Source organism: Xanthomonas arboricola (genome assembly GCF_003353015.1).
Lineage (GTDB): Bacteria > Pseudomonadota > Gammaproteobacteria > Xanthomonadales > Xanthomonadaceae > Xanthomonas > Xanthomonas arboricola_E.
In genome coordinates this window covers 592,962-618,096 of the sequence record NZ_QREM01000001.1, presented here as the reverse complement: position 1 = coordinate 618,096, position 25,135 = coordinate 592,962, and the positions used below count along the sequence as shown (strand labels likewise).

16 protein-coding genes, 1 other RNA gene and 1 riboswitch are annotated in these 25,135 nt (G+C 68.0%); of the genes, 6 read left to right on the top strand and 11 right to left on the bottom strand.

Features of this window, described 5'->3' with window-relative positions; all coding sequences use genetic code 11:
• Positions 1-47 precede the first annotated feature (47 nt).
• Both hemP and C0541_RS02725 read right to left on the bottom strand, forming a co-directional pair.
• Entirely contained in the window at positions 48-287 is a 240-nt protein-coding gene (gene hemP, locus C0541_RS02730) for a hemin uptake protein HemP (protein WP_024938306.1), read from the bottom strand.
• A 328-nt stretch (positions 288-615) separates the two neighbouring features.
• On the bottom strand, positions 616-1,584 hold the full coding sequence (locus C0541_RS02725; RefSeq protein WP_115045563.1) for a potassium channel beta subunit family protein: 969 nt from the start codon (positions 1,582-1,584) through the stop codon (positions 616-618).
• Positions 1,585-1,993: 409 nt separating this feature from the next.
• On the opposite strand from C0541_RS02725, the gene C0541_RS02720 reads away from it, so the two are divergent.
• The 4 genes from C0541_RS02720 to C0541_RS02705 all read left to right on the top strand — a co-directional run bounded on the left by C0541_RS02720 (position 1,994) and on the right by C0541_RS02705 (position 6,798).
• Positions 1,994-3,292 carry a NupC/NupG family nucleoside CNT transporter gene (locus C0541_RS02720; protein WP_115045562.1) on the top strand — a complete coding sequence of 433 codons (1,299 nt, stop codon included), beginning with the start codon at positions 1,994-1,996 and terminating at the stop codon, positions 3,290-3,292.
• A gap of 78 nt (positions 3,293-3,370) precedes the next feature.
• Positions 3,371-4,327, top strand: coding sequence for a ribokinase (locus C0541_RS02715; RefSeq protein ID WP_115045561.1), 957 nt, complete (start codon positions 3,371-3,373; stop codon positions 4,325-4,327).
• A gap of 598 nt (positions 4,328-4,925) precedes the next feature.
• Complete coding sequence (dusB, locus tag C0541_RS02710) at positions 4,926-5,924, top strand: tRNA dihydrouridine synthase DusB (protein WP_115045560.1); 999 nt, start codon at positions 4,926-4,928, stop codon at positions 5,922-5,924.
• A gap of 28 nt (positions 5,925-5,952) precedes the next feature.
• A complete protein-coding gene (locus C0541_RS02705) occupies positions 5,953-6,798 on the top strand; it encodes a methyltransferase domain-containing protein (RefSeq protein WP_115045559.1) in 846 nt (281 codons plus the stop codon).
• Between the two features lie 59 nt (positions 6,799-6,857).
• On the opposite strand, the gene C0541_RS02700 is transcribed toward C0541_RS02705, so the two are convergent.
• Positions 6,858-7,946 carry a metal-dependent hydrolase gene (locus C0541_RS02700; RefSeq protein WP_115045558.1) on the bottom strand — a complete coding sequence of 363 codons (1,089 nt, stop codon included), beginning with the start codon at positions 7,944-7,946 and terminating at the stop codon, positions 6,858-6,860.
• A 415-nt stretch (positions 7,947-8,361) separates the two neighbouring features.
• Here C0541_RS02700 and metK point away from each other — a divergent pair, with 415 nt between their 5' ends.
• A complete protein-coding gene (gene metK, locus C0541_RS02695) occupies positions 8,362-9,573 on the top strand; it encodes a methionine adenosyltransferase (RefSeq protein ID WP_115045557.1) in 1,212 nt (403 codons plus the stop codon).
• 484 nt (positions 9,574-10,057) lie between these two features.
• On the opposite strand, the gene C0541_RS02690 is transcribed toward metK, so the two are convergent.
• The 8 genes from C0541_RS02690 to C0541_RS02655 form a co-directional block, all read right to left on the bottom strand.
• The gene (locus C0541_RS02690) at positions 10,058-11,464 is read right to left on the bottom strand and encodes a histidine-type phosphatase (protein ID WP_115045556.1); all 1,407 of its coding nucleotides are present in this window, start codon (positions 11,462-11,464) and stop codon (positions 10,058-10,060) included.
• Positions 11,465-11,614: 150 nt separating this feature from the next.
• Positions 11,615-11,692, bottom strand: a non-coding RNA gene (locus C0541_RS02685) — sX9 sRNA.
• Positions 11,693-11,986: 294 nt separating this feature from the next.
• Positions 11,987-13,189, bottom strand: a complete 1,203-nt coding sequence (locus C0541_RS02680; RefSeq protein ID WP_115045555.1) for an OmpA family protein — start codon at positions 13,187-13,189, stop codon at positions 11,987-11,989.
• Positions 13,190-13,510: 321 nt separating this feature from the next.
• A complete protein-coding gene (locus C0541_RS02675; RefSeq protein WP_115045554.1) occupies positions 13,511-15,532 on the bottom strand; it encodes an esterase/lipase family protein in 2,022 nt (673 codons plus the stop codon).
• Positions 15,529-16,572: a DUF4105 domain-containing protein gene (locus C0541_RS02670; protein ID WP_115045553.1), complete on the bottom strand. Its 1,044-nt coding sequence runs from the start codon at positions 16,570-16,572 to the stop codon at positions 15,529-15,531. Before C0541_RS02670 ends, C0541_RS02675 begins: the two co-directional genes overlap by 4 nt.
• Positions 16,569-17,141 carry a TetR/AcrR family transcriptional regulator gene (locus C0541_RS02665; RefSeq protein ID WP_161959846.1) on the bottom strand — a complete coding sequence of 191 codons (573 nt, stop codon included), beginning with the start codon at positions 17,139-17,141 and terminating at the stop codon, positions 16,569-16,571. The genes C0541_RS02670 and C0541_RS02665 overlap by 4 nt, the downstream gene beginning before the upstream one ends.
• Before the next feature lie 211 nt (positions 17,142-17,352).
• Positions 17,353-20,067 (bottom strand): phosphoenolpyruvate carboxylase, encoded by a 2,715-nt coding sequence (gene ppc / locus C0541_RS02660; RefSeq protein ID WP_115045552.1) that lies wholly within the window; start codon positions 20,065-20,067, stop codon positions 17,353-17,355.
• Between the two features lie 814 nt (positions 20,068-20,881).
• Positions 20,882-23,416 carry a S9 family peptidase gene (locus C0541_RS02655; protein WP_115045551.1) on the bottom strand — a complete coding sequence of 845 codons (2,535 nt, stop codon included), beginning with the start codon at positions 23,414-23,416 and terminating at the stop codon, positions 20,882-20,884.
• 122 nt (positions 23,417-23,538) lie between these two features.
• A riboswitch (S-adenosyl-L-homocysteine riboswitch) is annotated at positions 23,539-23,652 on the top strand.
• A gap of 31 nt (positions 23,653-23,683) precedes the next feature.
• Here C0541_RS02655 and ahcY point away from each other — a divergent pair.
• The gene (gene ahcY, locus C0541_RS02650) at positions 23,684-25,126 is read left to right on the top strand and encodes an adenosylhomocysteinase (RefSeq protein WP_115045550.1); all 1,443 of its coding nucleotides are present in this window, start codon (positions 23,684-23,686) and stop codon (positions 25,124-25,126) included.
• The last annotated feature ends 9 nt before the right edge of the window (positions 25,127-25,135 follow it).

Here is a 25,135-nt window from a genome sequence, read left to right as displayed (position 1 = left end):
CGAAAGACGATCCGACCCTGCGCAAGGCGCGGATCGGAGCAAGGCGCTTACTTGGTCAGGATGAGCTTGTCGTTGCTGGTATGGCGCAGGCGATAGACGCGATCGCCATGCTGGATCAGCACTTCGCGACGGCCCTTGAGCAGCGCCTCGCTGCTGATGAGGTCTTCTGCGGGAACGGCGCGCGGGGCGGCGCGGTCGCGCAGGTTGACCGGTTCGGAGCGGAGCAGCACGGGGTGAGCGGTCATGATCTGGATCTCCAGTCGGTTGGCCAGACAAATAATAACCATTCTCATTTAATGATCAAGAGCCATTCTCATCTTCGTGACACAACCTTTGCATGGATTGAATCCTTTCAATTCACCAAGGCTATCGATAAGCATCAACCAGGACGTCCGGCAACGATTCCCTGCCGCAGATCGTGGGCTGGCTGATCGCATCGCCGCCGGCCAGACCTGCGCCAGGCAAGCGCGAGCCTGGCTGGCGCGACGGCGGTGCAGACGTCGGCTGGCGTACACGCCCGTGGCAGATGCGGGCTCGCGGTCGGTCGATAGCGCGGCAAGCCGACACATCGCAGCCAGCCGCCTGCCGCACCGGGCCCGCCGCACGCAGCGGGCTTCAGCGCGTCGCCTCCTCCACCCGTGCCCAACCGGTGGCATCGACCTGGGTCAAGGTCTCCAGCGCACCGAGATTTTCTTCCAGCTGCGCCACCCGGCTGGCCCCCAGGATCACCGTGGACACGTGCGGGTTGCGCAGGCACCAGGCGATGGCCAGGCGTGCGGGCGACTGGCCCAGCTCGGCGGCCACTGCACAGAATGCGCGGGCGCGTTCGAGGCGGCGCGCTTCCGGCGCGCCCAGTACCTCGTCCTGCAACCAGTGATTGTCCGGCTGGCCGAGGCGGCTGTCGGCGTCTACACCGGCGTTGTACTTGCCGGTCAGCAGGCCCGAGGCCAGCGGCGACCAGATCGTGGTGCCCAGTCCACCCTCGCACAGCGGTGCGTATTCGCGCTCCAGCCGGTCGCGGTGCAACAGGTTGTACTGCGGCTGCTCCATCGACGGCGCGTGCAGGTGTTCCTGCTCGGCGATGCCGATGGCCTCGCGCAGCTGCCCGGCGCTCCACTCGGAGGTGCCCCAGTACAGCACCTTGCCCTGGCGGATCAGGGCATCCATGCTGCGCACGGTTTCCCGGATCGGCGTGTCCGGATCGGGCCGGTGGCAGAAATACAGGTCCAGGTAGTCCACGCGCAGGCGCTTGAGCGCGGCGTGGCAGGCGTCGGTGACGTGCTTGCGCGAGAGCCCGCGCTGGGTCGGGCGCGGGCTGTCCACCGCGCCGAAAAATACCTTGCTCGACACGCAGTAGCCATCGCGCGGCAGGCGCAGGTCGGCGATCACATCGCCCATCACCTCTTCGGCGCGGCCGCGTGCGTAGACCTCGGCGTTGTCGAAGAAAGTGACGCCGTTGTCCCAGGCGGCGGCGATCAGGTTGCGCGCTTCGCCGCGCCCGATCTGCTTGCCGAAGGTGACCCAGGCCCCGAACGACAGGGCCGACAGCTGCAGCCCGGTGGACCCCAGACGACGGTAATGCATTGGCAGACTCCAGCAACCTCCGCGGCGCCCTGCCCCGGATCGGCGTGCGCAGTGTAGGACGGGGTGCTGCCGGGGCGACAGGTGCGGCGCTTTCGCACCACACCGCTGGATCCCGCATGCACAAGTCTCCGCCGACGCAATGCTGGGAGCGCGCTGCGCGCTTGCCCTGCTGCGCCTGCGCCAGTTGGCGCTTGAGCGCGAAGATTTCCCGGGAGGTCACCAGCGGCGGTGACTGCCGCGCCATGCGCTTGCGCAAGCGCGTCTCGCCCGCCCGCGCGCAGGCAACATCCCGCGCCCGCCCTGGCTCGGCTGCGGGCCGGCGGGCGGGGCCTGAATGCTGCTCGCCTTGCCCGCGGTCACCCCCTGCTCTAGGCTTCTCGTTTTGCCGTCAGCAGCCCCGGGGATTGGAATGGTCGAAGGTTTGGGAAGGATCGGTTTCGGCCTGTTCGGTCTGGCGGTGCTGATCGGCATCACCTGGCTGTTTTCGAGCAACCGCCGCGCGATCGACTGGAGGCTGGTCGCCACCGGTCTGGCGCTGCAGATTTCGTTCGCCGCACTGGTGCTGCTGGTGCCGGGCGGACGCGATGTGTTCGATTCGCTGGGCAAGGGCTTCGTCAAGGTGCTGAGCTTCGTCAATGAAGGGTCCACCTTCATTTTCGGCAACCTGATGAACATCGACAGCTACGGCTTCATTTTCGCGTTCCAGGTGCTGCCCACCATCATCTTCTTCTCGGCGCTGATGGGCGTGCTCTACCACCTGGGCGTGATGCAGGTGGTGGTCCGCGCGATGGCCTGGGCGATCACCAAGGTGATGCGGGTGTCCGGCGCGGAAACCACCAGCGTCTGCGCCAGCGTGTTCATCGGCCAGACCGAGGCGCCGCTGACGGTGCGCCCGTACATTCCCAAGATGACCCAGTCCGAGCTGCTGACGATGATGATCGGCGGCATGGCGCATATCGCCGGCGGCGTGCTGGCTGCGTATGTGGGCATGCTCGGCGGCAGCGATCCCGCGCAGCAGGCGTTCTACGCCAAGCATCTGCTGGCCGCCAGCATCATGGCCGCGCCCGCCACCCTGGTGGTGGCCAAGCTGCTGGTGCCGGAGACCGGCACCCCGCTGACCCGTGGCACGGTCAAGATGGAAGTGGAAAAGACCACCAGCAATGTCATCGATGCGGCCGCGGCCGGCGCCGGCGATGGCTTGCGCCTGGCGCTGAACATCGGTGCGATGCTGCTGGCCTTCATCGCGCTGATCGCGTTGATCAACGCGCCGCTGACCTGGCTGGGCGATGTCACCGGCGCTGCCGCGCTGCTGGGCCGGCCGACCAACCTGTCGACGATCTTCGGCTACGTGCTGGCGCCGATCGCCTGGGTGATCGGCACCCCGTGGGTGGACGCGACCACGGTCGGTTCGCTGATCGGGCAGAAGGTGGTGATCAACGAGTTCGTCGCCTACAGCGAACTGTCGCGTATCGTGAAGGGCGAAGTGCCGGGCGTGGGCCTGAGCGGGGAGGGTCGGCTGATTGCCACGTATGCGCTGTGCGGCTTTGCCAACTTCAGCTCGATTGCGATCCAGATCGGCGGCATCGGCGGGCTGGCACCGGAACGCCGTCACGATCTGGCCAAGTTCGGGCTGCGCGCGGTGCTGGGCGGTTCGATCGCCACGTTCATGACCGCTACCATTGCCGGCGTGCTCTCGCATTTCGGTTGAGGGCGCGCGGGTTCATCGGTGTGACGGTCTAATCGCCGCACGCCACGTTTCATTCAGTCATTCAAGTCAAGGGTATTTATGAGTTCGGTCGTCGTTGTCGGGTCCTTCAATGTCGATCACGTGTGGCGCTGCGACGTGCTGCCGGCGCCGGGCGCCACCATCGCCGGTCGCTACAGCACCGGCCCCGGTGGCAAGGGCTTCAACCAGGCGGTCGCGGCTGCACGTGCCGGCGCCAGGACGCACTTCCTGTGCGCGCTGGGCGACGATGCCGGCGGGGCGCTGGCGCGCTCGCTGGCGGCGCACGACGGCTTCGCACTGATCGCCGAGCCCAGCAACGAGCCGACCGGCACCGGCGGCATCTACGTCGACGCGCACGGCCGCAACACCATCGTGATCGGTGCCGGTGCCAATTCGGTGCTGAGCGCTGCATTCGTGGACAACCAGCGCGCACTGGTGGCCTCGTCCAGCGTGCTGCTGGCGCAGCTGGAGTCCCCGGCGGAAACCATCGAGTCGGCGCTGGCACTGGCACGCGAGTGCGGCGTGCTGACCGTGCTCAACGCCGCACCGGCCAATGCACCGACCTCGATCGGCCTGCTCAAGCTGTCGGACGTACTGACGCCCAACGAAACCGAGTTTGCGGCCCTGCTCGGCCGCCACGTCGGCGAACGCATCAATGCCGACGATGTGGCGGCGCTGGACGGCAACACATTGCATTCGCTGTGCCGCAAGCTGTTGCCGGGCGGGACCGTGGTGGTGACGCTGGGATCGGTGGGCGCCTTCATCTCGCATGCCGAAGAACAGCTGCGCGGCGACTCGGCCGCGCATTACCGGGTGGGCGCGGAAAGCGCGCAGACCGTGGACACCACCGGCGCCGGTGACGCCTTCAACGGCGCACTGGTGGCCTCGCTGGCGCAGGCCCCCGCTGCCAGCTTCATCACCCACGTGCGCTTTGCCACCCGCTACGCCGCACGCTCCACCGAAGTGGAAGGCGCCGCCACCTCGATGCCGCGCATGGTGCCCGAACCGGCCGTGTGATCCGGCCGCTCCAGGCAGGCAACGAAGGCGACCGCAGCGATGCGGTCGCCTTCTGCGTTCAGGGCGTCGGCATCCGCATGAGACTGTTTTGATCCGCGAACGGCATGTCGAGGCCTGTCCATCGACGGACGCTGCGAGCCCCGCTGCGCCGGTGCTTCGATCCTCTTGATCTGATAGCAGGCTGGGCGGCGGCACCTGGCGTGATGCCGCGTCGGGCGCCCGTACCCTCATCCGGCGCTGCCGCGCCACCTTCTCCCGACGGGAGAAGGAATAGAAGCCCCTCTCTCCCGTCGGAAGAGGGGTTGGGGTGAGGGGACGGTCAACCGGCAATCTTCCCGCTGCCCTGGCTCTACCGTTCACGCGACCCGCGCAGCAACCACACAAGACCGAAAGCCGAAAACGCCCTCCCGATTCCCGATTCCCGATTCCCGATTCCCGACTCCCGACTCCCGGCTCCCGGCTCCCGGCTCCCGATTCCCGGCTCCCGATTCCCGACTCCCGGCTCCCGGCTCCCGGCTCCCGACTCCCGACTCCCGATTCCCGATTCCCGATTCCCGGCTCCCGGCTCCCGATTCCCCCACCCAGCTACAATGCCGCCATGCAGATCGGCCCCTACTCCATCGACCCGAAAGTGATCCTGGCCCCGATGGCCGGCGTCACCGACAAGCCGTTCCGGCTGCTGTGCAAGCGGCTGGGCGCCGGGCTGGCGGTGTCGGAGATGACCATCTCCGATCCGCGCTTCTGGGGCACGCGCAAATCGCTGCACCGCATGGACCATGCCGGCGAGCCGGATCCGGTCAGCGTGCAGATTGCCGGCACCGAGCCGCAGCAACTGGCCGAGGCGGCGCGCTACAACGTCGACCACGGTGCGCAGCTGATCGACATCAACATGGGCTGCCCGGCCAAGAAGGTCTGCAACGCCTGGGCCGGCTCGGCGCTGATGCGCGACGAGGAACTGGTGGCCCGCATCCTGCGGGCGGTGGTGCAGGCGGTGGATGTGCCGGTGACCCTGAAGATCCGCACCGGCTGGGATTGCGATCACCGCAACGGTCCGACCATCGCCCGCATCGCGCAGGACTGCGGCATCGCCGCGCTGGCGGTGCACGGGCGGACCCGCGACCAGCACTACACCGGCACTGCCGAGTACGCCACGATCGCGCAGATCAAGGCCGCGCTGCAGATCCCGGTGATCGCCAATGGCGATATCGATTCGCCGCAGAAGGCGGCGCAGGTGCTGCGCGCCACCGGCGTGGATGCGGTGATGATCGGACGTGCCGCGCAGGGGCGTCCGTGGATCTTTGGCGAGGTGGCGCACTATCTGGCCACCGGCGAGCTGTTGCCGCCGCCGTCGCTGGCATTCGTGCGCGACACCCTGCTCGGCCACCTGGAAGCCTTGCATGCGTTCTACGGGCAGCCGCAGGGCGTGCGCATCGCGCGCAAGCATCTGGGCTGGTACGCCAAGGATCACCCGCAGAGCGCCGACTTCCGCGCGGTGGTCAACCGCGCCGAAACGCCGGAAGCGCAGCTGGAACTGACCGGCGCGTATTTCGATGCCCTGATCGCTGGCGTGCCACCGGCGCTGTCGGTTGCCGCCTGAGTTTTCCTGCGTTGTTGGAGCTGCAGCGATGAGCGCACCGAGCGACACCCCGACCTATCTGCACGGATTTTCGTCCACCGAACAGGCACGCCTGCTCAAACAGGCACGCCTGCTCAAACAGGCGCGCCTGCTGGAAGCCACGCTGTTCAACCAGATCGACTACAGCGGTGCACGCCGGCTGCTGGAAGTGGGCAGCGGCGTGGGCGCGCAGACCGAAATCCTGCTGCGCCGCTTTCCCGACCTGCATGTCACCGGCGTGGACCTGAGCGAGACGCAGTTGGGCGCGGCACGCGCCAATCTGGAACGCCTGGCATGGTGCCGCGAGCGCTACACGCTGCAGCAGGCCGATGCGAGCGACCTGCCGTTCGAGGCGCGGCAGTTCGATGCGGCATTCCTGTGCTGGGTGCTCGAGCATGTGCCCTCGCCTGCGCGCGTGCTCAACGAGGTGCGGCGCGTGCTGCTGCCGGGCTCGCCGGTGTATGTCACCGAGGTGATGAACGCTTCGTTCCTGCTGCATCCGTATTCGCCCAACCTCTGGCGCTACTGGATGGCCTTCAACGATTTCCAGCACGACCAGGGCGGCGATCCGTTCGTCGGCGCCAAGCTGGGCAACCTGCTGCTGGCCGGCGGCTTTCGCGATGTGCATACCGGGATCAAGACGCTGCACCTGGACAACCGCGAGCCGGGCCGGCGCAAGACCATGATCGGGTTCTGGGAAGAAGTACTGCTGTCGGCTGCCGAACAATTGCTTGCGGCCGGTGCGGTGAACGCAGACACGGTGGACGGCATGCGCCGCGAACTGGCGCAGGTGCACAGCGACCCGGACGCGGTGTTCTTCTACTCGTTCGTGCAGGCGCGCGCGACGGTGTACTGAGCCGGCGTGCTGCACGGACGTGCTGAGCGCGCGTTGCCGGCAAAACCGCTGCAGCAAGCCTAGCGGGTGCCCGGCGCAGGCGTGGCGGCATGTTCCAGATCGCCGGTCAGCACCGTCCCGGCGGGCTCGTGCCAGATGCGGCGCCACATCTGCGCCAGCACCTGGCCGATCTGGTCGCGCGCCACCGGCGCACGGTAGGCGGCCTGGACCTGTCGCGGCGCGATCGGCTGCCACTGCCCGTCCTGGCGGTGGGCCACCACGAAGTTGAAGTTGTAGTCCGGCTCCAGGCCCATGCGCAGGTCGCTGAGCATCAGCTCGTCATCGACCAGGCGTGCGCGCATGAAACCGCGATTGAACCAGGTCAACCGGCGCACCGAATCGAACCGGGCCACCTCGCCCAGCGCCTGGGTATTGCTGGAATAGCCGCGAAACTGCATCGGGCCCTTGTCGGCCACCAGCGAGCGCTCGCCGATCACATAGCCGTTGGGCGTCATCGCCACCACGCGCCACAGCAAGGTATTGAGCGGCATCGGCACCGAGAAGCGCGGCGCATCCTGCAACCCGAGCGCAGCCAGCGCACGGTCCGCTTCCTGGTCGACCAGGTGCTTGGCCAGCAACGACCAGCCCAGATAAGCGGAGCTGAGCGCCAGCCCGATCACCAGCGCGTGCTGCGCGATGGGCCGCGCGCGTGCAAACCATGCCACCGCGCAGGCGAGCAACAGCCATAGCGTGTAGGCCGGATCGATGATGAAGACGCTCGACCACATCGCCGGATGCGGCTGTAGCGGCCACCACAGCTGGGTGCCGTAGACGGTGAAGGCATCCAGCAAGGGATGGGTGACCAAGGCCAGCTGGATCGCCCAGAACCAGCGCCTGGGCGCAGCGGCCACGCGCCCGTTGCCGTAACGGCGAAACAGCCACCAGATCAGCCAGCCCAGCAACGGCAGCACCAGCAACGAATGGCTGGCGCTGCGATGCACCGTCATCAGCGTGACCGGATCGTCGGTCAGCGGCAGCAACACCAGCGCATCGAGATCGGGCAAGGTGCCCAGGGCGGCACCGGCCAACAGGGCGGCACGGCGCTGTCCGGCCGGTGCGATGGCGGCAGCGACGGCGCTGCCAAGAACGATCTGGGTCAATGAATCCATCGGCCGATGCTAGCAGGCCGGACATCGTCCAGTGCCATCGCGTGCATTGCGGTCAGCCGCCAGGCACGTTGCCCGCATTGCGTTGCGGTTGCCGGTCGAATCGCCGCTGCAACCCGCGCCGGCATTCCCCGCACCAGGCCAGCGGACGCTGCAGGCGATGCACGTCCGGCGGCAATTTCCGGCAGCGCGGCGTGGCGGCATGGCGACCTCACGCCACGTGCTGCTGCGCATGCACGCCGACCGCTCGCCATGACCGCGGCATGGCAAGCCGATGACACCCCGATGACCGTGCAAACCCGTGCCACGACACGGGTTTAACGCCACAGCGGGCTGTTCAGGCGCACAATGCACAGGGTTGTCGGACGGTGTATCATCCGCACCCATCTTTTCATCCGAATCAAGGGATATAAGCCTGATGTCCAGCTACCTGTTCACCTCCGAATCGGTCTCCGAAGGCCATCCGGACAAGATCGCCGACCAGATCTCCGACGCAGTGCTGGATGCCATCCTGGCCCAGGACAAGCGCGCCCGCGTGGCATGCGAGACGCTGGTCAAGACGGGCGTGGCGATCGTTGCCGGCGAAGTGACCACCAGTGCCTGGATCGACCTGGAAGCGCTGACCCGCAAGGTCATCCTGGACATCGGCTACAACAGCTCCGACGTCGGCTTCGACGGCGAGACCTGCGGCGTGCTCAACCTGATCGGCAAGCAGTCGCCGGACATCAACCAGGGCGTGGACCGCAAGAACCCCGAACAGCAGGGCGCCGGCGACCAGGGCCTGATGTTCGGCTATGCGACCAACGAGACCGACAGCCACATGCCGGCCGCGATCCATCTGGCGCACCGGCTGGTCGAGCAGCAGGCCAAGATCCGCAAGAAGAAGAACTCGGCGCTGTCCTGGCTGCGTCCGGACGCCAAGTCGCAGGTCACCCTGCGCTACGAAGACGGCGTTGCGACCGCGATCGACGCGGTGGTGTTGTCGACCCAGCACGATCCGGGCATCAAGCAGAAGGATCTGGTCGAGGCCGTGCGCGAGGAAATCCTCAAGCCGGTGCTGCCGGCCAAGTGGCTGCACAAGGGCACCAAGTTCCACATCAACCCGACCGGCAAGTTCGTGATCGGCGGGCCGGTGGGCGATTGCGGCCTGACCGGCCGCAAGATCATCGTCGACACCTACGGCGGCTGGGCGCGCCACGGTGGCGGCGCGTTCTCCGGCAAGGATCCGTCCAAGGTCGATCGCTCGGCAGCCTACGCCGCGCGCTACGTGGCCAAGAACGTGGTGGCTGCCGGCCTGGCCGATCGTTGCGAAGTGCAGGTCTCCTACGCCATCGGCGTGGCCGAGCCGACCTCGATCTCGGTGACCACCTTCGGCACCGGCAAGATCGCCGACGAGCAGATCGAAAAGCTGATCCGCAAGCACTTCGACCTGCGCCCGTTCGGCATCATCCAGATGCTCGACCTGATCCACCCGATGTATCAGCAGACCGCGTCCTACGGCCACTTCGGCCGCAAGCCGAAGGACTTCTCCTACACCGACGCAACCGGTGCGCAGCACACCGCCACCGCGTTCTCGTGGGAAAAGACCGACCGCGCCGACGCGCTGCGCGCCGACGCCAAGCTGAAGTAAGCCAGCCGCTCCTGCGGGAGTGGATGCAGTGAATTGGACATGGGCCGCTGATGCGGCCCATGTGCGTTTTGCGCGAGTGCGTACCGTCATCAAGGCTTGCGTGGGAAGCAGCGCCTGCCGATCAGCAGTGGCAATGCCCGGAGCGCGGTGCCGCGTCGGTCTGCCGCGGGCGCTTGCGCGCGTACCGGCGCGGGACACGCCGCACGTACGTCCTTGTCGGCCCTGGCGCGGCATCCATGCCGCTCAAGCTCCCACACCGGCAGGCGCGCAGGCACCACCGATCATCGTCGGCGGCTGAAAGAAGAAAAGTCCCTCTCCTGCGTGAGAGGGGCTGGGATGAGGGTCCGCGGCGGAGCCTCTTTGCATATTCGATGACACCAGGCTTCGCAGGCACCCTCATCCGCCCCTGCGGGGCACCTTCTCACGGCGGGAGAAGGAACAGGCGCGGGTCACGTCTTTCGAAATAGGGATCGCTGCTGCAGGGTTAGCGATCAAGTTGCAGCTGTTTCTCAAGCGCCCGGGAAAACTCCGGCAACGGGCACGCCATGCGTTGCCCTGCTGTGCAGACGCCAAGTGCCAGTTCCTGCTGCAACGGCGGGTGCGCCAGATCCAACGGCGCCAGCGTCCGCAGTTGATCCAGCGATTGCGCCAGATAGCGTGCGCGCACCACCTGCTGCCCGTTCGGTTCGCGCCATAGCCCCAGCAGCAACGCGCCGCCCGGCGGCGGATCGTCGGCGCCGTAGCCGGGGAGATGAAAGTGCACGCCCAGCAAACTGCTCAACGCGGCGATATGCGTATCGCTGCCGACGAAGACAGAGACCTTGGGCGCCTGCACATTGCCGAAGCGCTGCAGCACCTCGCGCGCAAGCGGTGCGCCTGAGCGTGAGGCCATGTAATGCGGACGTGCGTAGATATCGAACAGCAATGCATGCAGGCGCGAGACCTGCGCCAGCCGCTCGGGCGTGGCACGGCCCCAGCCGACCTGCGCCAGCGGCAGGCCTTCGGCGTACTGCAGCAGCAACACCTCGCCGGTGCCGGAGGTCAGATCGATCGGCCCACCCAGGGCCAGGCCGCGCCCGTTGGCCGACGGCGCCAGCGTGGACGGCATCTGCGCGAAGTCGCAGGGCGTGCGCGTGCAGCCCAGGATCTGCTGCATCGCCTGCAGCTCGGCTGCGTGCCCTCGCAGCAACGTGGCAGGGCCACCGGTTTCTTTATCGATCGCCGCAACCGCCGCCGCTGCCTCGAACGGCACCGCACCGGCCTCGATCGGTCGGAACAGCGGATCGTTGCTGCCGGCCGGGCGATGCCCGGCGACGATCCCGCACCCCGGTGCCAGCGCGGCGGCCAGCAGGGCGCCGCTGGCGATGGTGCGTTGGTCGGTATTGGCCCAGACCGACACGCTGCCTGCCGCCGGGCATCCGCTCGGTGGCAGCACGCCCTGCTGCACCAGCCACTGGCGCAGATAGTCGCCGCTCAGCTGCACGCCGATGCGCCCGTGCGGCGTCAGCAGGCTGGCCGCTGTGGACCATTGCGGCCATGGCGCGTCGGCATGGTGCGCGGCGGCGGCTTCGCCCTGCAGCGGCGCGCGCACGCCGTGCCGGAAGACAACCACCACGCGTTTCAGTTGCGCGGCCTGTGCAGTCTTGGCGACTGCGGGCGGCGCGGGCGGACGCGACGTGCAGCCGATCAGCAGCAGCGCGCCGAGTGCGAGTGCCGGCATCCGCCATCGCGGCCGCAGCGCTGTCGTCGCACGTTGCCTGACGCCTGCGTGCAACGGCGCATCGATCGCACACGCCGGCAACGACGCGCTCGCCATCGCGTCGCTGCCGGCATCGCCTGCGGGCGCCTGTTCACTACCCTGCCCGGATTTCTTCGCTTGCCTCAAACGCATAGGTGTCGGTGATCCCGTTGGCCTTCGCGGAATCTACCGGGCCAATGTGCAAGGCAGACGACACCTGGCGGACCTTGCCGAACATCTTCGGGCGGCCGCCACGCGGCGATGGATGTTCGGCATCCGCCGCACGGCTGCGGTACGAAGAGCGGACAACACGAGGGAGCGAGCGATCATCAGATGGGTGCGGACGGCGCGTCCAAGAATCGGAGCGTACGTGTGGTCCATGCCGCTTCCGCGCACCGGCCGCGCCCGGATGCGGCGGCGCAGTCGGTGTGTTGGCCGCGCGACGTGCGGCATCCGTGTTGCCCAGCCGCAACGCGTCGCAAGGGGGCCGGCTTGAGTAGATTCCCCGTACCCCGCCGTCATGACGCGTAGCGCGGGGCGGCGGCGTGCTGGCATGAGGTGGGCCGGCATTCGCCTATCGACGCCACTGCCGCAACCACCTGTGCGGGGCGCCAGCTGTCCGGGATCGTGCTGCTGCGCCTGCGTGCGGGCGATGCGGTGCAGGTCGGCCCGCACTCAGGTGCGCAGGAAGATCTCCACCCGTCGGTTGAGTTGTCGACCGCCGGGATTGTCCTGCCCATCCAGCGTGTTGGGTGCCACCGGTTGCGATTCGCCGTAGCCCTTCGCGCCGGCCGACTGCGCGGCACCGCGGGTGCGTAATGCGGCCAGCACCGCATCGGCGCGGCGCTCGGACAGCGCCTGGTTATAGGCGTCGCTGCCCTTGGCATCGGTATGTCCGCGAACCTCCATGTCCCTGGCGCTGACCTTGCCGAGTGCGGCCGCCAGCACATCGAGCACGCGCGCGGCATCGGGGCGGATCTCGGCCTTGTCGAAGTCGAACAGGATGCGCTCGTTCAAGGTGATCAGGTAGCCGCACGGTGCGCCGGGAGGTGCGAACTTCTGCAGCAACGGGAAGCGCCCGGCCGGCGGCACCTTCGGCAGCGGCGGCATGCGCACTTCGCGCGGCGGGGTACCGACGGTGCCGGTGCCATCGCCGCGGTTGTGCACCAGCCCGTCCGGGCCGTTCCAGGTTCCCGAGCCGTCGGCGTTGATGGTGACCAGGCCGCGCGGGCCGTTCCAGGTACCGCTGCCATCGCCGTGGTTGTCGACCAGGCCGCTCTTGTCGCTGTTCCAGGTGCCTGCGCCCTTGCCATCCAGGCTGATCAGGCCGGCCGGGCCGTTGTAGCTGCCGGCGCCGCTGGCCTGGACCTGGATGATCGCGTCGTCGCCACCGGCGCCGCTGGCATTGATGGTGCCGCTGCCGTCGGCATTGACGCGGATCAGGCCGCCGTCGAAGTTGGCGGTCCCGCTGCCATCGGCCTTGAGGTCGAACAGCCCGCCGTCGCCGTTGCGCAGCAGATTGCCGTTGGCATCGACACTGGTGATGCCGGCGTCGTTGATCAGGCTGCCGCCATCGCCGCAGCGTGCCGGCGTCACGCTGACGCCTTCGATCGGGTCGAGAATGTCCTGCAGCGAGGCTTCCAGCGCACGCTGCGCCGGGGTGACGCCGGCAATGTCGGGCACCACGATCGATGGGATGGCCGGGAACTCGGGCAGCGCTTCATCGGCGACCGGCGGCGTTGCGGACGGACGCGCTGCGCTCTGCGCTGCCGGCGGCGAGGTGCCCGCAGGATCAGCCGCCTCGCGTTGACCTTCGCCGCGGCCGCAACCGGCCAGCAGCAAGGGCACCCAGATCACTGCCGACAGCGTCTTGCGCATTGCCTCTTCCCTGGTTCGAGCGTGTTCGACAAACGCCTGATAGCACGGGCCAGGTAAACAACGCGCTAAAAGTGGCCAACGCAACCACCGCACGCGGTCAGGCAGGGCGATCGGTGGCCGGTATCGGCATGCTCGTGCACTCCGTTTGCTGCGCGCGTTCCGCACTCGCCGGACCGCGCGCGGTCCATGTTGGCCGGTCTAGGCGTGCGCAATCGCAAGGCCGGGACGCGTACCGGACAATGGTGCGCATTGGCAGCGGGCACACTGCATACCCGCGGTGCGTGATTGGCGGCCACGCGTGCCAGCGATGGTGCAGCACACTCAGAACGTCGCAGGCGCCGCAGCCGGGCGCGCGGCCTGCGCCTGGTTCGTGTCTGCCGCTTCCGATTGCAGCTGCTCGTGCAGGATGCGGCGGATCTCCAGGATCGCCTGCGGGGTTTCCTGCACGCTGTGCCAGGAGGTCACCACCAGTTCGGACTCGGCGCCGTCCAGATGCGCGCTGCGGTACGGCACCAGGCCATCGTCGGAGTCGGCCAGCGGCACCTGCGGTTTTTCGCGCCCGACGATGGTGTGGTAATGCACCTGCGGGGAGATCGGCAGGTCCATGCTGGCGCGCACGAACGGGTCGGTATCGCGCAGGTTGTCGATGCTGGTCGGCGGCAGCAGCCGCCGCTTGCGGCGCGGGTCGCCGCCCTGCCCGCCACGCTCGCTGCTGGCCAGGTCCTGGAACACATCGCCGAAGCGATCCAGCAGGGCGATCGGCAAGCGCACCAGGCGACCGACGAAACGCCCCAGCCCGCCCTCGGCCAGGGGCGTGCCGCGATGTGGCGCGGCGATGAAGATGGCGCGGTCGATCTGCGGCATTGGCGAAAAATGCAGCAACGGCGACAACTTCGCACGCACGCGTGCGCCGCGCTCGCCGTCCAGCCGGTAGTCCTGCAGCAGGGAATTCCACAGGCGGTCGCCGGACGAGGACACCAGCAGGCGCCCGATCACCCCGCCCATGCTGTGGCCGATCAACACCATGTCCTGCGATGCGATCGCCGCGCCGGCCGGATCGAAGTGCTGCAGGCTGCGCTCCACCAGGGCCTGGATTTCGGCGCGGTTGACCGCCACCGGCGCATTGGTGGGGTAGTACACCTGCCAGATCTGGTAGCGCTGGCGCAGCGCTTCATCGCCCATCACTTCGTTGGCGACATTGACCCAGGCCTCCGGGCTGCTGGCCAGCCCGTGCAGCATCAGCAGCACGCGCCGGTTCGGGTCGTAGGGCTGCATCAGGTAAAGATGCGGGCGGTCGATGCCCCGTGCGCTGCCCAGCATCGACCGCAGCGACTGCGCGGCAAACCCGGACCTGGCCAGCCACAGGCCATAGGCGGCGGTGAAATTGGCCGCCAATGGCACGCGCTGGCCATGCAGCACCACCTCGTTCTGGCGATACGGGTCGTACGGCACCACGGTGGCGGCATGGCCGCGCAGCACCGCATCCAGCGTCTGTCCATCGAAACGCAGCAGCAGCGTTGCCGGTGCGTACGGCATCTCGCTGAAGGTGGGCAACGGGCGCTCCGGTGCTGCGACGGCGGCGGCTGGTTGCAGGGCCAGCCCGGCAGGGTCGCCGACCACTTGCGGGTCCACCTCGGCCACCAGCTCGGCACCGAAGCCATCGCGTCGATACGTGCTGCGCAGTCCATCGAAGCGCAACGCCGAGGCGGCGAAGATCGCACGCGGCGTGTTGCCTCCGCCCGGCAGCCGGTACGCGGACATGTCGATATCCACCCGCCAGCGGCCCAGGGTGGTCGGTTCGCGCTCGCTCTGCCCGGTCTGCTGCGCGCGTGCGAACAGGCGCTCGATCACCTGCTGCACGGCGTAGTTGTAGTAGTCGCGCACCTGCGTCTGGCGATTTTCGAACGCACGCGCACTGGGCGCCCGATCGGTGAAGAACAGGTAGGCGTAGGCATGTCGCGCCGCTTCCAGCCAGGCATCGACTGCGGCATCGCTCATCGTGGTCGGGTCGCGCCCGCTCAGGGCAATCGCATGTGCCGTCCACAGCTCGGCCTGCGTTGCCAGCCGGCGCTCGGCACCGATGCCTGCGACGGTGGCCAGTTGCTGCAGGCAGGGCAGCGGGTCGCTGCGGCAGGTCTTGGGTTGCAAGCCGGCCACCTGCACCGTCTCGCCGCTGGCCTGGCTCAACGCGCCGGTGCTGAGCACATCGCCACGGGTGCGCGCGATGTAGTCGCCGCTGCTGCGCGCCTGCACGGTGACCATGGCGCAGCCGCTCAGCCACAGGCTTGCCAGCAGTCCTGCCAGCATTGCAGCGGCACGGTATCCACGTGGGTGCGGTGTCATCGCGGGGCGCTCCGGGCGACGGCAGGTGCTGGCGCAGGCGCTTGCGGCATGCCGGCACGGATGCGCGTGGAGAAGTCCGCTGCCTTGTCGGCGGCGATCGCGCGTGCGGTGAAATGCCCGCGCTGCTTCAGCGTGGCAAAGTCGTAGCCGGGCATCAGCCCATGGTGATCGTAGGCATATGCGTCGGCGTAGCCGGACAGCAGCAGGCGATGGTCCAGCGGCAAGGTGGGCTGCAGTTGCCGCGCCAGCGCAAACACGATCGTGGTGCAGTTGCTGGTGAGCGTGTTGTAGAACGCCGGCGCGCGATTCAGGTCGTCGGCCAGGCCCACGTAGCCCATGAACATGCGGCGCAGCCCGGCCTTGGGAATCGCCAGCCGGTACAGATACATGTCCTCGCCGCGCACATTGGTGCGCACGCGCAGGATGTCGCGCTCGTCGGCGGCGACCAGGATCTCTTCGAAACTGCGGAAGAACCCGCCCAATGCCGAGAACGACTCGTGGCGCTCCTTGCGGATTTCCAGCGAGAACACCACGTGCGAGCCGTCGTCGAAACCGAACGACACCAGGGTGTGCGCGATCGCCGGGCCCATCCAGTACGACAGCGCCAGATCGGCGCTGACCAGACGGTCCAGATCGTACTGGCGGGTTTCCCAGCGCGGCTGGTAGTCGGTTTCGCCATGCCAGTCGAAATTGCGCACGTTGTGCAGCGTGACGATGTTGCCGTGCACCTCCGGCTGCAGGCGCTGGGCGACATCGTCGGCCCAGTCGCGGTCCTGGCTGGGCTGCATCATCCACCACGACACCGCCAGCACCGCGAAGGCCGCACTGAAGATGCCCACCAGGGCCCAGTTCTCGCGACCACGGCGCAAGCCCCACATCGCGGCGATCGCCATCGCGCACCACGAGCCCACCCACGCCGCGCGTACGAACGCGTTGCCGGTCAGCGCGAAGTAGAGCGCCAGCCCGCCCCACAGCGCGGCCAGCACCAGCGCCACCCGCAGCGCCCAGCGCCCGATGCACGAACGCGTGGCCGCCTTCATCGGGTGCCGCCTTCGGGCACCTGCATGCCCAGTGCATGCATCAACAGATCGGCCGAACGATGGGCGAGGCGTTTGCGTTCGGATTCGTCATTGCCGCGCAGGCAGCTGCCCAGCATGTCGATCACCAGCAGCAGCTGTTCGTCGTCGACATCGGCGCGGCACAGGCCGGCATCGCGGGCGCGATGCACGAATGGCAGGAAGATGCTCACCACCCGCCGGTCGGCGGCATCCACCGCCGGGTGCGCACGTTCGATCGAACGCCAGAAATCCACCAGCGGCGCCGACTGGGCGATGTGCTCGGCCACGTCGTGCAGCAGCACCGCCAGCCCGTCCGGGCGATGGGCCAGGTCGGCGGCGAGCCGCTCCAGGCCATCCAGGCCGCGCGCCATCAGCGCGGTCATCAGCGCCACCCGGTCCGGGAAGTTCCGGTACAAGGTGGCGCGGCCAAGCCCGGCACGCTCCACCACCAGTTCCAGCGGGGCGTTGACGCCGTGTTCGCTGAACACTTCGTCGGCGGCATCGAGTATCTGCCGGCGGCGCAGCGCGGCATCAGGGCGGGAGGTCATCATGCCGGCATTATCGGACAGATTTGTCCGGTGACGCCAGAGTCTGCTTGAGCCATCCTCGCCCTCTCCGACCAGCGGTCTGACTGGGCCGTCTGACTGGGCCGTCTGACTGGGCCGTCTGACTGGGCCGTCTGACTGGGCCGTCTGACTGGGGCCGTCTGACTCGATGGCCGGATACGACGATCTGATTCGATTGTCGCAGCGACGAGGCGGATCAGCCGGTGTTCTGCACGCCTTGCGAGACGCCGTTGACGCAGGCCACCAGCGCGCGCAGCAACTCCTCGTCTTCGCCATCGGTGGCGCGCCAGCGCTGCAGCAGGTCCACCTGCAACACGCTGATCGGATCGATGTAGGGGTTGCGCAGGCGGATCGACAAGGCCAGCCGCGGATCGTGCTGCAGCAGCGACTGCTGGCCGGTCAACGCCTTCACCCAACCCTTGGTCAGCGCCAGCTCGGCGCCGATGCCCGGGAAGAACCGCGCGTGCAGGTCGCCCGACAAGCGCGAAAAGAGTTCGGCAATGGTGAGGTCCCCCTTGGACAGCACCATCGCCACGTCGTCGAGGAAGGTGCGGAAGAACGGCCAGTCCTGCGCCATTTCGCGCAAGGTGGCCTCATGCCCGGCGTCGACCGCCGCCTGCAGGCCGCTGCCCACGCCGTACCAGCCCGGAATCACCGCACGCGCCTGGCTCCAGGCAAACACCCACGGAATCGCGCGCAGGTTGGACAGGGCCGCGTCCTGGCCGAGCCGGCGCGACGGACGCGAACCCAGCGTCATGCGTTCGATCACGTCGATCGGCGTGGCCAGGCGGAAGTACTGCATGAAATCCGGCGCGCCGACGAAGGCGCGATACGCCACGGTGCTGCGCTCGGCGACCAGGTCCATCACCGGGCGCCAGCGCTCCTCGCGCGGCTCGGGCGCACGCGGACGCAGGCTGGACAGCAGCACCGCGCCGGTCATCTGTTCCAGCGAGCGCAGCGCCAGTGCACGGATGCCGTACTTGCGGTGGATCACCTCGCCCTGCTCGGTCACGCGCAGCCGGCCATCGACACTGCCGCGCGGTGCGGCATCCAGCGCGCGGCTGGTCTTGCCGCCGCCCCGCGCGATCGAGCCACCGCGGCCGTGGAAGAAGGTCAGCCGTACGCCAAGGTCGGCGGCAGCCTCCAGCAGTTCGACCTGCGCGCGTTGCAGCCCCCAACGCGAGGCGGTGATGCCGCCGTCCTTGCCGCTGTCCGAATACCCCAGCATCACCATCTGCGTATCGCCGCGCGCGGCCAGGTGCTGGCGGTAGACCGGGTCGGCGAGCAGGTCCTGCACGGTGCCGGTACCGCCGCGCAGATCGTCCACGGTTTCGAACAGCGGCACGATGTCCAGCGGCACCGTGCCGGCGTCGTCGACCAGACCGCCGCGCCGTGCCAGCGCCAGCACGGTGAGCACGTCGGCGCGGTTGTGCGCCATCGAGATGATGTAGCTGCCCAGCGCATCGGCGCCATGGCGGCTGCGCGCGTCGGCGAGCGCGGCGAACACCGCATCCAGCCGCGCATTGCCTTCGTCCTCCACGCGCGGCAATGCCTGTTCGCCGGAGGCATACGGGCCGAGCAATGCGGCGCGCTGGGTGGCGTCCTGTTCGTCCCAGTCCGCCTGGCCCAGTGCGTCGGCCACCGCGCGCGCATGCACGCTCGATTCCTGGCGCACATCCAGACGCGCCAGGTGGAAGCCAAAGCTGCGCACGCGCCACAACAGGCGGCGCACTGCGAACCAACCGGCGTGCAGCCCCTTGTTGGCCTGCAGGCTGTCCAGGATCAATTGCAGATCGTGTTCCAGCTCGGACGGGCTGGTATAGGCGCCGTCGGCATCGTCCAGCGTGGCCTGCAGGCGTGCGCGCATCAGATCGTTGAGCAGCCGGTACGGCATGTCGCCATGGCGCGGACGCGAGCGTGCGGCATCTTCCGGCAACAACGCGCGGTAGCGCTGCAGTTGCTCGCTCAAGGCCGGGCTCACCGCCACCAGCGTGGTCGACTGGCTGAGCAGGCTGGCCAGTTGCCAGAGTTCCTTCTGGTACCGATCCAGCACCGCGCGCCGCTGGGCATCCAGCGTGCCGGCAATGGTGACGGCATCCACGTTGGGGTTGCCGTCCATGTCGCCGCCGACCCAGGTGCCGAAGCGCAGCAGCCGCGGCAGGGTCGGCACGCTGCCGTAGGTCTGTTCGATGGCGTGTTCGAGGGTTTCGTACATCACCGGCACCACGCGATAGAGCACCTGGGTGAGGTAGAACCCCACATGCTCGCGCTCGTCCTCCACGGTGGGACGCACCGGCGAGGAGTCGGCGGTCTGCCAGGAGGCGGTCAGGGCCATGCGGAAGCGCGCCGCGTCGGTGGCGCGCTCGTTGGGCGTGCGCATGCCGTCCAGGTTGTCGACCAGGCTGGCGACCATCAGCTGTTCTTTTTCCAGCAGCGCGCGGCGCACCGCTTCGGTGGGATGGGCGGTGAACACCGGCTCCACGTCGATGCGCGGCAACCACGCGCTGAGTTCGTCCAGGCTCACGCCCTGCGCCTTGAGCCGACGCAAGGCATCGTGCAGGCCATCGGGCTGCGGCGTGTCGGTGCCGCTGCGCTGGTATTCGCGGCGGCGGCGGATGCGGTGCACGCGCTCGGCGATGTTGACCACCTGGAAATAGGTGCTGAAGGCACGCACCAGCGACTCGGCTTCGCGCGGTTCGCGCCCGGCCAGTTGCGCGCTCAGCGTGGACGGCGGCGCATCGCCCTCGCGCCGCGCAATCGCCGTGGTGCGGACACGTTCGATCTCATCGAGGAATTCCGCAGAGACCTGCTCGGCGAGCAGGTCGCCGACCAGCGCGCCGAGCCGGCGCACATCGTCGCGTAAGGGCAGGTCGGGGGTAGCGAACACAAGACTGCTGCGGTACTCGTTCATCGGAAACGCACACCCTCTCAAGCGCAAAGTCGTCGAAGACTAACCCAAAAGGATTAGAGGATCGCGACCGGCACGACGGTTTCAACATCAACCATCGTGTGCTGGCATGTCCTGCCGATGACCCTCGTAGGGGCACGCTGGCGCGCGATGGAGCGTTCCCGGTGATGCCCCATCGCGGGCAAGCCCGCTCCTGCTCGGCTTGGCTGTCCTCGGCCATGCCTCGTCGCGCCCGGGTGCGCTCCTACGAGAGGTGGCTGTCCTGGGCATGCCTCGTCGCGCCCGGGTGCGCTCCTGCGAGAGGTGGCTGTCCNGCGCTCCTACGAGAGGTGGCTGTCCTGGGCATGCCTCGTCGCGCCCGGGTGCGCTCCTGCGAGAGGTGGCTGTCCTGGGCATGCCCCGTCGCGCCCGGGTGCGCTCCTACGAGAGGTGGCTGTCCTGGGCATGCCCCGTCGCGCCCGGGTGCGCTCCTACGAGAGGCGGCTGTCCTGGGCATGCCCCGTCGCGCCTGGGTGCGCTCCTACGAGAGGTGGCTGTCCTGGCCATGCCCCGTCGCGCCCGGGTGCGCTCNGGCTGTCCTGGGCATGCCCCGTCGCGCCTGGGTGCGCTCCTACGAGAGGTGGCTGTCCTGGCCATGCCCCGTCGCGCCCGGGTGCGCTCCTACGGGTGACCGCGGCAATCGTGTCGGCGGCGCGGCGATTCGTCCCGGGACGCGCGGGCCGCATCCACGTAGGAGCGCACCCGGGCGCGACGAAGCTTCACCGGTAACGCCGCATCGCGTGCCAGCGCGCTCCTACCGGTGCCAGCGCACCATCGATCAACGCGCGCGTGTCGCGCCGGTCTCCTTTACCGGTTCGCCGAGATTGCTCTTCAACCACTGCTCGCTCTCGGCCAGCATCTGCAGGATCGACTGCCGGGCGCGGTACGCATGCGATTCGTTGGGCAGCAGCACCAGCCGCGCGTTACCGCCCAGGCCCTTGATCGCGGCGAACATGCGCTCGCTCTGGATCGGGAAGGTGCCGGTGTTGTTGTCGTCCTGGCCGTGGATCAGCAGCAGCGGGTCCTTGATCCTGTCGGCATAGTTGAACGGCGACATTGCCTGGTACACCGATTGCGCCTGCCAGTAGTTGCGCTCCTCGGCCTGGAAGCCGAACGGGGTGAGCGTGCGGTTGTACGCGCCGCTGCGTGCGATGCCGGCCTTGAACAGGCGCGTGTGCGCGAGCAGGTTGGCGGTCATGAAGGCGCCGTAGGAATGGCCGCCGATGGCGATGTGCGCGCGGTCGGTGACCCCGCGCCGCACCACTTCGTCCACCGCGGCCTGTGCATCGGCGACCAGCTGCGGCACGTAGGTGTCGTTGGGCTCGGCATCGCCTTCGCCGACGATCGGCATGGTCGGGTTGTTGAGCACCACATAGCCGATCGCCAGGAACGCCTGCGGGCCCCAGTAGCTGATCGCGTTGAAACGGTACGGCGAGTCGGTGACCTGGCTGGCGGTATCGGCACTCTTGAACTCGCCCGGGTAGGCCCACATCAGCAGCGGCCGCGGGCCGTCGCGCTTGGGGTCGTACCCTGGCGGCAACAGCAGCGTGGCGGTGAGGTCCACGCCATCGGCGCGCTTGTAGCGGATCTGCTCCTTCTGCACGCCGCGCAACTGCGGCAATGGGTGCGCGAACTGCGTCAGCGCACGCGGCGCTGGCGCCGCATCGCCCAGCGACTGCACGAAATAATTGGCTGGCTCCTCGGGCGACTCGCGGCTGAGCAGCAACTGCGTGCCCTGCGCATCCAGCACTGCCAGCGGCGCGGAATAGGTCGGTGCCTGCGAATGGAACAGGCGCGTGGCGCGCTTGCTGCGCAGATCGAGGCGATCCACGAACGGGCGGTCGCCTTCCGGCGAGGCGCCCTTGCCGAGCAGGAACAGGCTGTTGCCGTCGGCACCGGTCTGCAGCAGCGCGCGGCCCTTGCCGTCGGCCACGGTCGCCAGTGTGCCGGGATCGTTGTAGCGGTCCTGCGAGGAACGGTCCCAGAGCAATTCGGGCGCACGCTGCGGCTGGTCCGGCGCGATGCGCCACTGCTTGGTACGGCGGGTCTTCCACCAGCTTTCGCTGACGATGGCCAGATCGCCACGGCCCCACTGGATGCCTTCATACCGGCTGCCCAGCTGCGCCAGCGTCACCGGTGCGCGCTTGAAGGGCGCGGCCTGCATCCGCACCGCATCGCGGACCGTGCTCGCGCGTGCCGGATCACCGCCGTCCTGCGCCTCCGCCCAGACCAGCGTGGCCGGCGCATCGGCGCGCCAGGCGATGTCGCGCACGCCGGTGGGCACCGCGTCGTTGCCGGTCGGCAGGCCTTCGACCAATGGCAGCTGGGCGATCTGGCGCACCAGCTTGCCCTGCAGGTCCAGCACCTCGATGCGGCGGGCAAAATTGTCTACCGGCACCACGTATGAAAACGGCCGTTCAGCGCGCTCGCTCAGGAGATAACGGCCATCCGGCGATACCGACAGGTTGAGATAGATGCCGGGCGTGGCGATCGGGCGCACCTGCCCGGTCACGCTGGCGATGATCGGCTGGCCGGTGGCGTAGTACTCGAACAGGCGCGCATCGGCCTCGCTGCGCAGCAGGTCCTGGTAGGTCGGTAGCGAGCGCACGCCGGCCGCGGCGCTGGTCTGCTGGATCGCCGGGCCGTCCGGGGTCGCGTCGCGCGCCGGTGGCGCGCCCTGCCCGGCCACCTGCTGTTGCAGCAACAGGCCGCTGCCATCGGGCAACCAGTGCAATTCCTCGTCGACGCTGGTGTTCAGGCCGGCGACCAGGCGCCTGGCCTGCCCGGCCGCCACGTCCACCAGCCACAGTTCGTTGGACCCGCTGGCCGCATCCTCGCGACGGAACGCCAGATAGCGCTGGTCCGGCGACCAGCTCAACGTGGCCAGCGACAGTGGTGACGGCAGCCCGGCGATCTGCCGCTGGCTGCCGTCGGCCACCGACAGCAGCCACAGCTTGCCGGCAAAGGCAAACCGGCTACTGGCGAAGGTCTTGGGATGGATGCGCAGGCCGGCCAGCTTGAGTTCGGGCTGGGCCACCTCGGCGATGTCCGGCAATGCCGGCAGCTGCAGCATCGCAGCCAGATCGCGTTTGGGCGACAAGTGCAGCAGCGGCGCGCGTGGTGCATCGACCACTGCCTGCAGCGCCTTGGAGGGCAGTTGATACCCGCTGCTTGCTGCCGCGGCGGTCGGTGCCGCTGGTGAGCTGGCCGCCGATGCCAGCAACGGCGCGCTCAACCCCAGCGCTCCTGCGCCTGCCCACGCCAATGCCCATGTGTGCCGCCGCCAGCCTTGCGCATTCCGTTTCGCCTGCATTGTCCGCTCCCGGTCTCGATCGACCCTGGACCATAGCAGCCGCTCGTCGGCGACTCCCCTGCCGTTGGTTGGGTGCACGCCAATTCATGCCGGAGGGGGGTGCTGCCGATATAATCGATGCTCTCGTCGAGGGGCGCTGCGACCGGTATGGCGGACTAATCCGCCAGCTGCACGAAAAGTGCAGAACATACGGCCAGGCTCGACAAGCATTCATCGTTCAACGGCGCCCCGAATTGCAGACATTGATCTGCTTACCGGAGCTATTGCATGAACGCTGTCACGAAAATTGCCCCACATACCGATTACAAGATCGCCGATCTCTCGCTGGCCGATTGGGGCCGCAAGGAACTGGACATCGCCGAGCACGAGATGCCGGGCCTGATGTCGATCCGTCGCAAGCATGCGCAGACCAAGCCGCTGAAGGATGTGCGCATCACCGGCTCGCTGCACATGACCATCCAGACCGCGGTGCTGATCGAAACGCTCAAGGACATCGGTGCCAACGTGCGCTGGGCTTCGTGCAACATCTTCTCGACCCAGGACCACGCGGCCGCCGCGATCGCCGCCTCCGGCACGCCGGTGTTCGCCTGGAAGGGCGAGACGCTGGAAGAGTACTGGGACTGCACCCTGGACGCGCTGACCTTCACCCTGCCCGACGGCACCCAGACCGGCCCGGAGCTGGTGGTGGACGACGGCGGCGACGTCACCCTGCTGATCCACAAGGGTTATGAGCTCGAAAACGGCAGCACCTGGGTCGACGAGCCGGCCTCCTCGCACGAGGAAGGCGTGATCAAGGCGCTGCTCAAGCGCGTGGCCGTCGAGCGTCCGGGTTACTGGACCCGCGTGGTCAAGGACTGGAAGGGCGTCTCCGAAGAGACCACCACCGGCGTGCACCGCCTGTACCAGATCGCCGAAGCCGGCAAGCTGCTGATCCCGGCCATCAACGTCAACGACTCGGTCACCAAGAGCAAGTTCGACAACCTCTACGGCTGCCGCGAGTCGCTGGCCGATGGCCTCAAGCGCGCGATGGACGTGATGCTGGCCGGCAAGGTCGCGGTGGTCTGCGGCTACGGCGACGTCGGCAAGGGTAGCGCTGCCTCGCTGCGTGCCTACGGTGCCCGCGTGATCGTCACCGAGATCGACCCGATCTGCGCCCTGCAGGCATCGATGGAAGGCTTCGAGGTCAACACCATCGAATCCACCCTGGGCCGCGGCGACATCTATGTCACCACCACCGGCAACAAGGACATCATCACCGTCGAGCACCTGCAGGCGATGAAGGACCAGGCCATCGTCTGCAACATCGGCCACTTCGACAACGAGATCCAGGTCGATGCGCTGAATGCACTCAAGGGCGTGGAGAAGATCAACATCAAGCCGCAGGTGGACAAGTACGTGTTCCCCAACGGCAACGCGATCTTCCTGCTGGCCGACGGCCGCCTGGTCAACCTGGGCTGCGCCACCGGCCACCCGAGCTTCGTGATGTCCAACTCGTTCGCCAACCAGACCCTGGCCCAGATCGACCTGTGGGAAAAGCGCGACAGCTACGAGAAGAAGGTCTACATCCTGCCCAAGCACCTGGATGAGGAAGTGGCCCGCCTGCACCTGGAAAAGATCGGCGTGAAGCTGACCACCCTGACCAAGGACCAGGCCGACTACCTCGGCGTGGACGTGGCTGGCCCGTACAAGCCGGATCATTATCGCTACTGAGACGTGGGC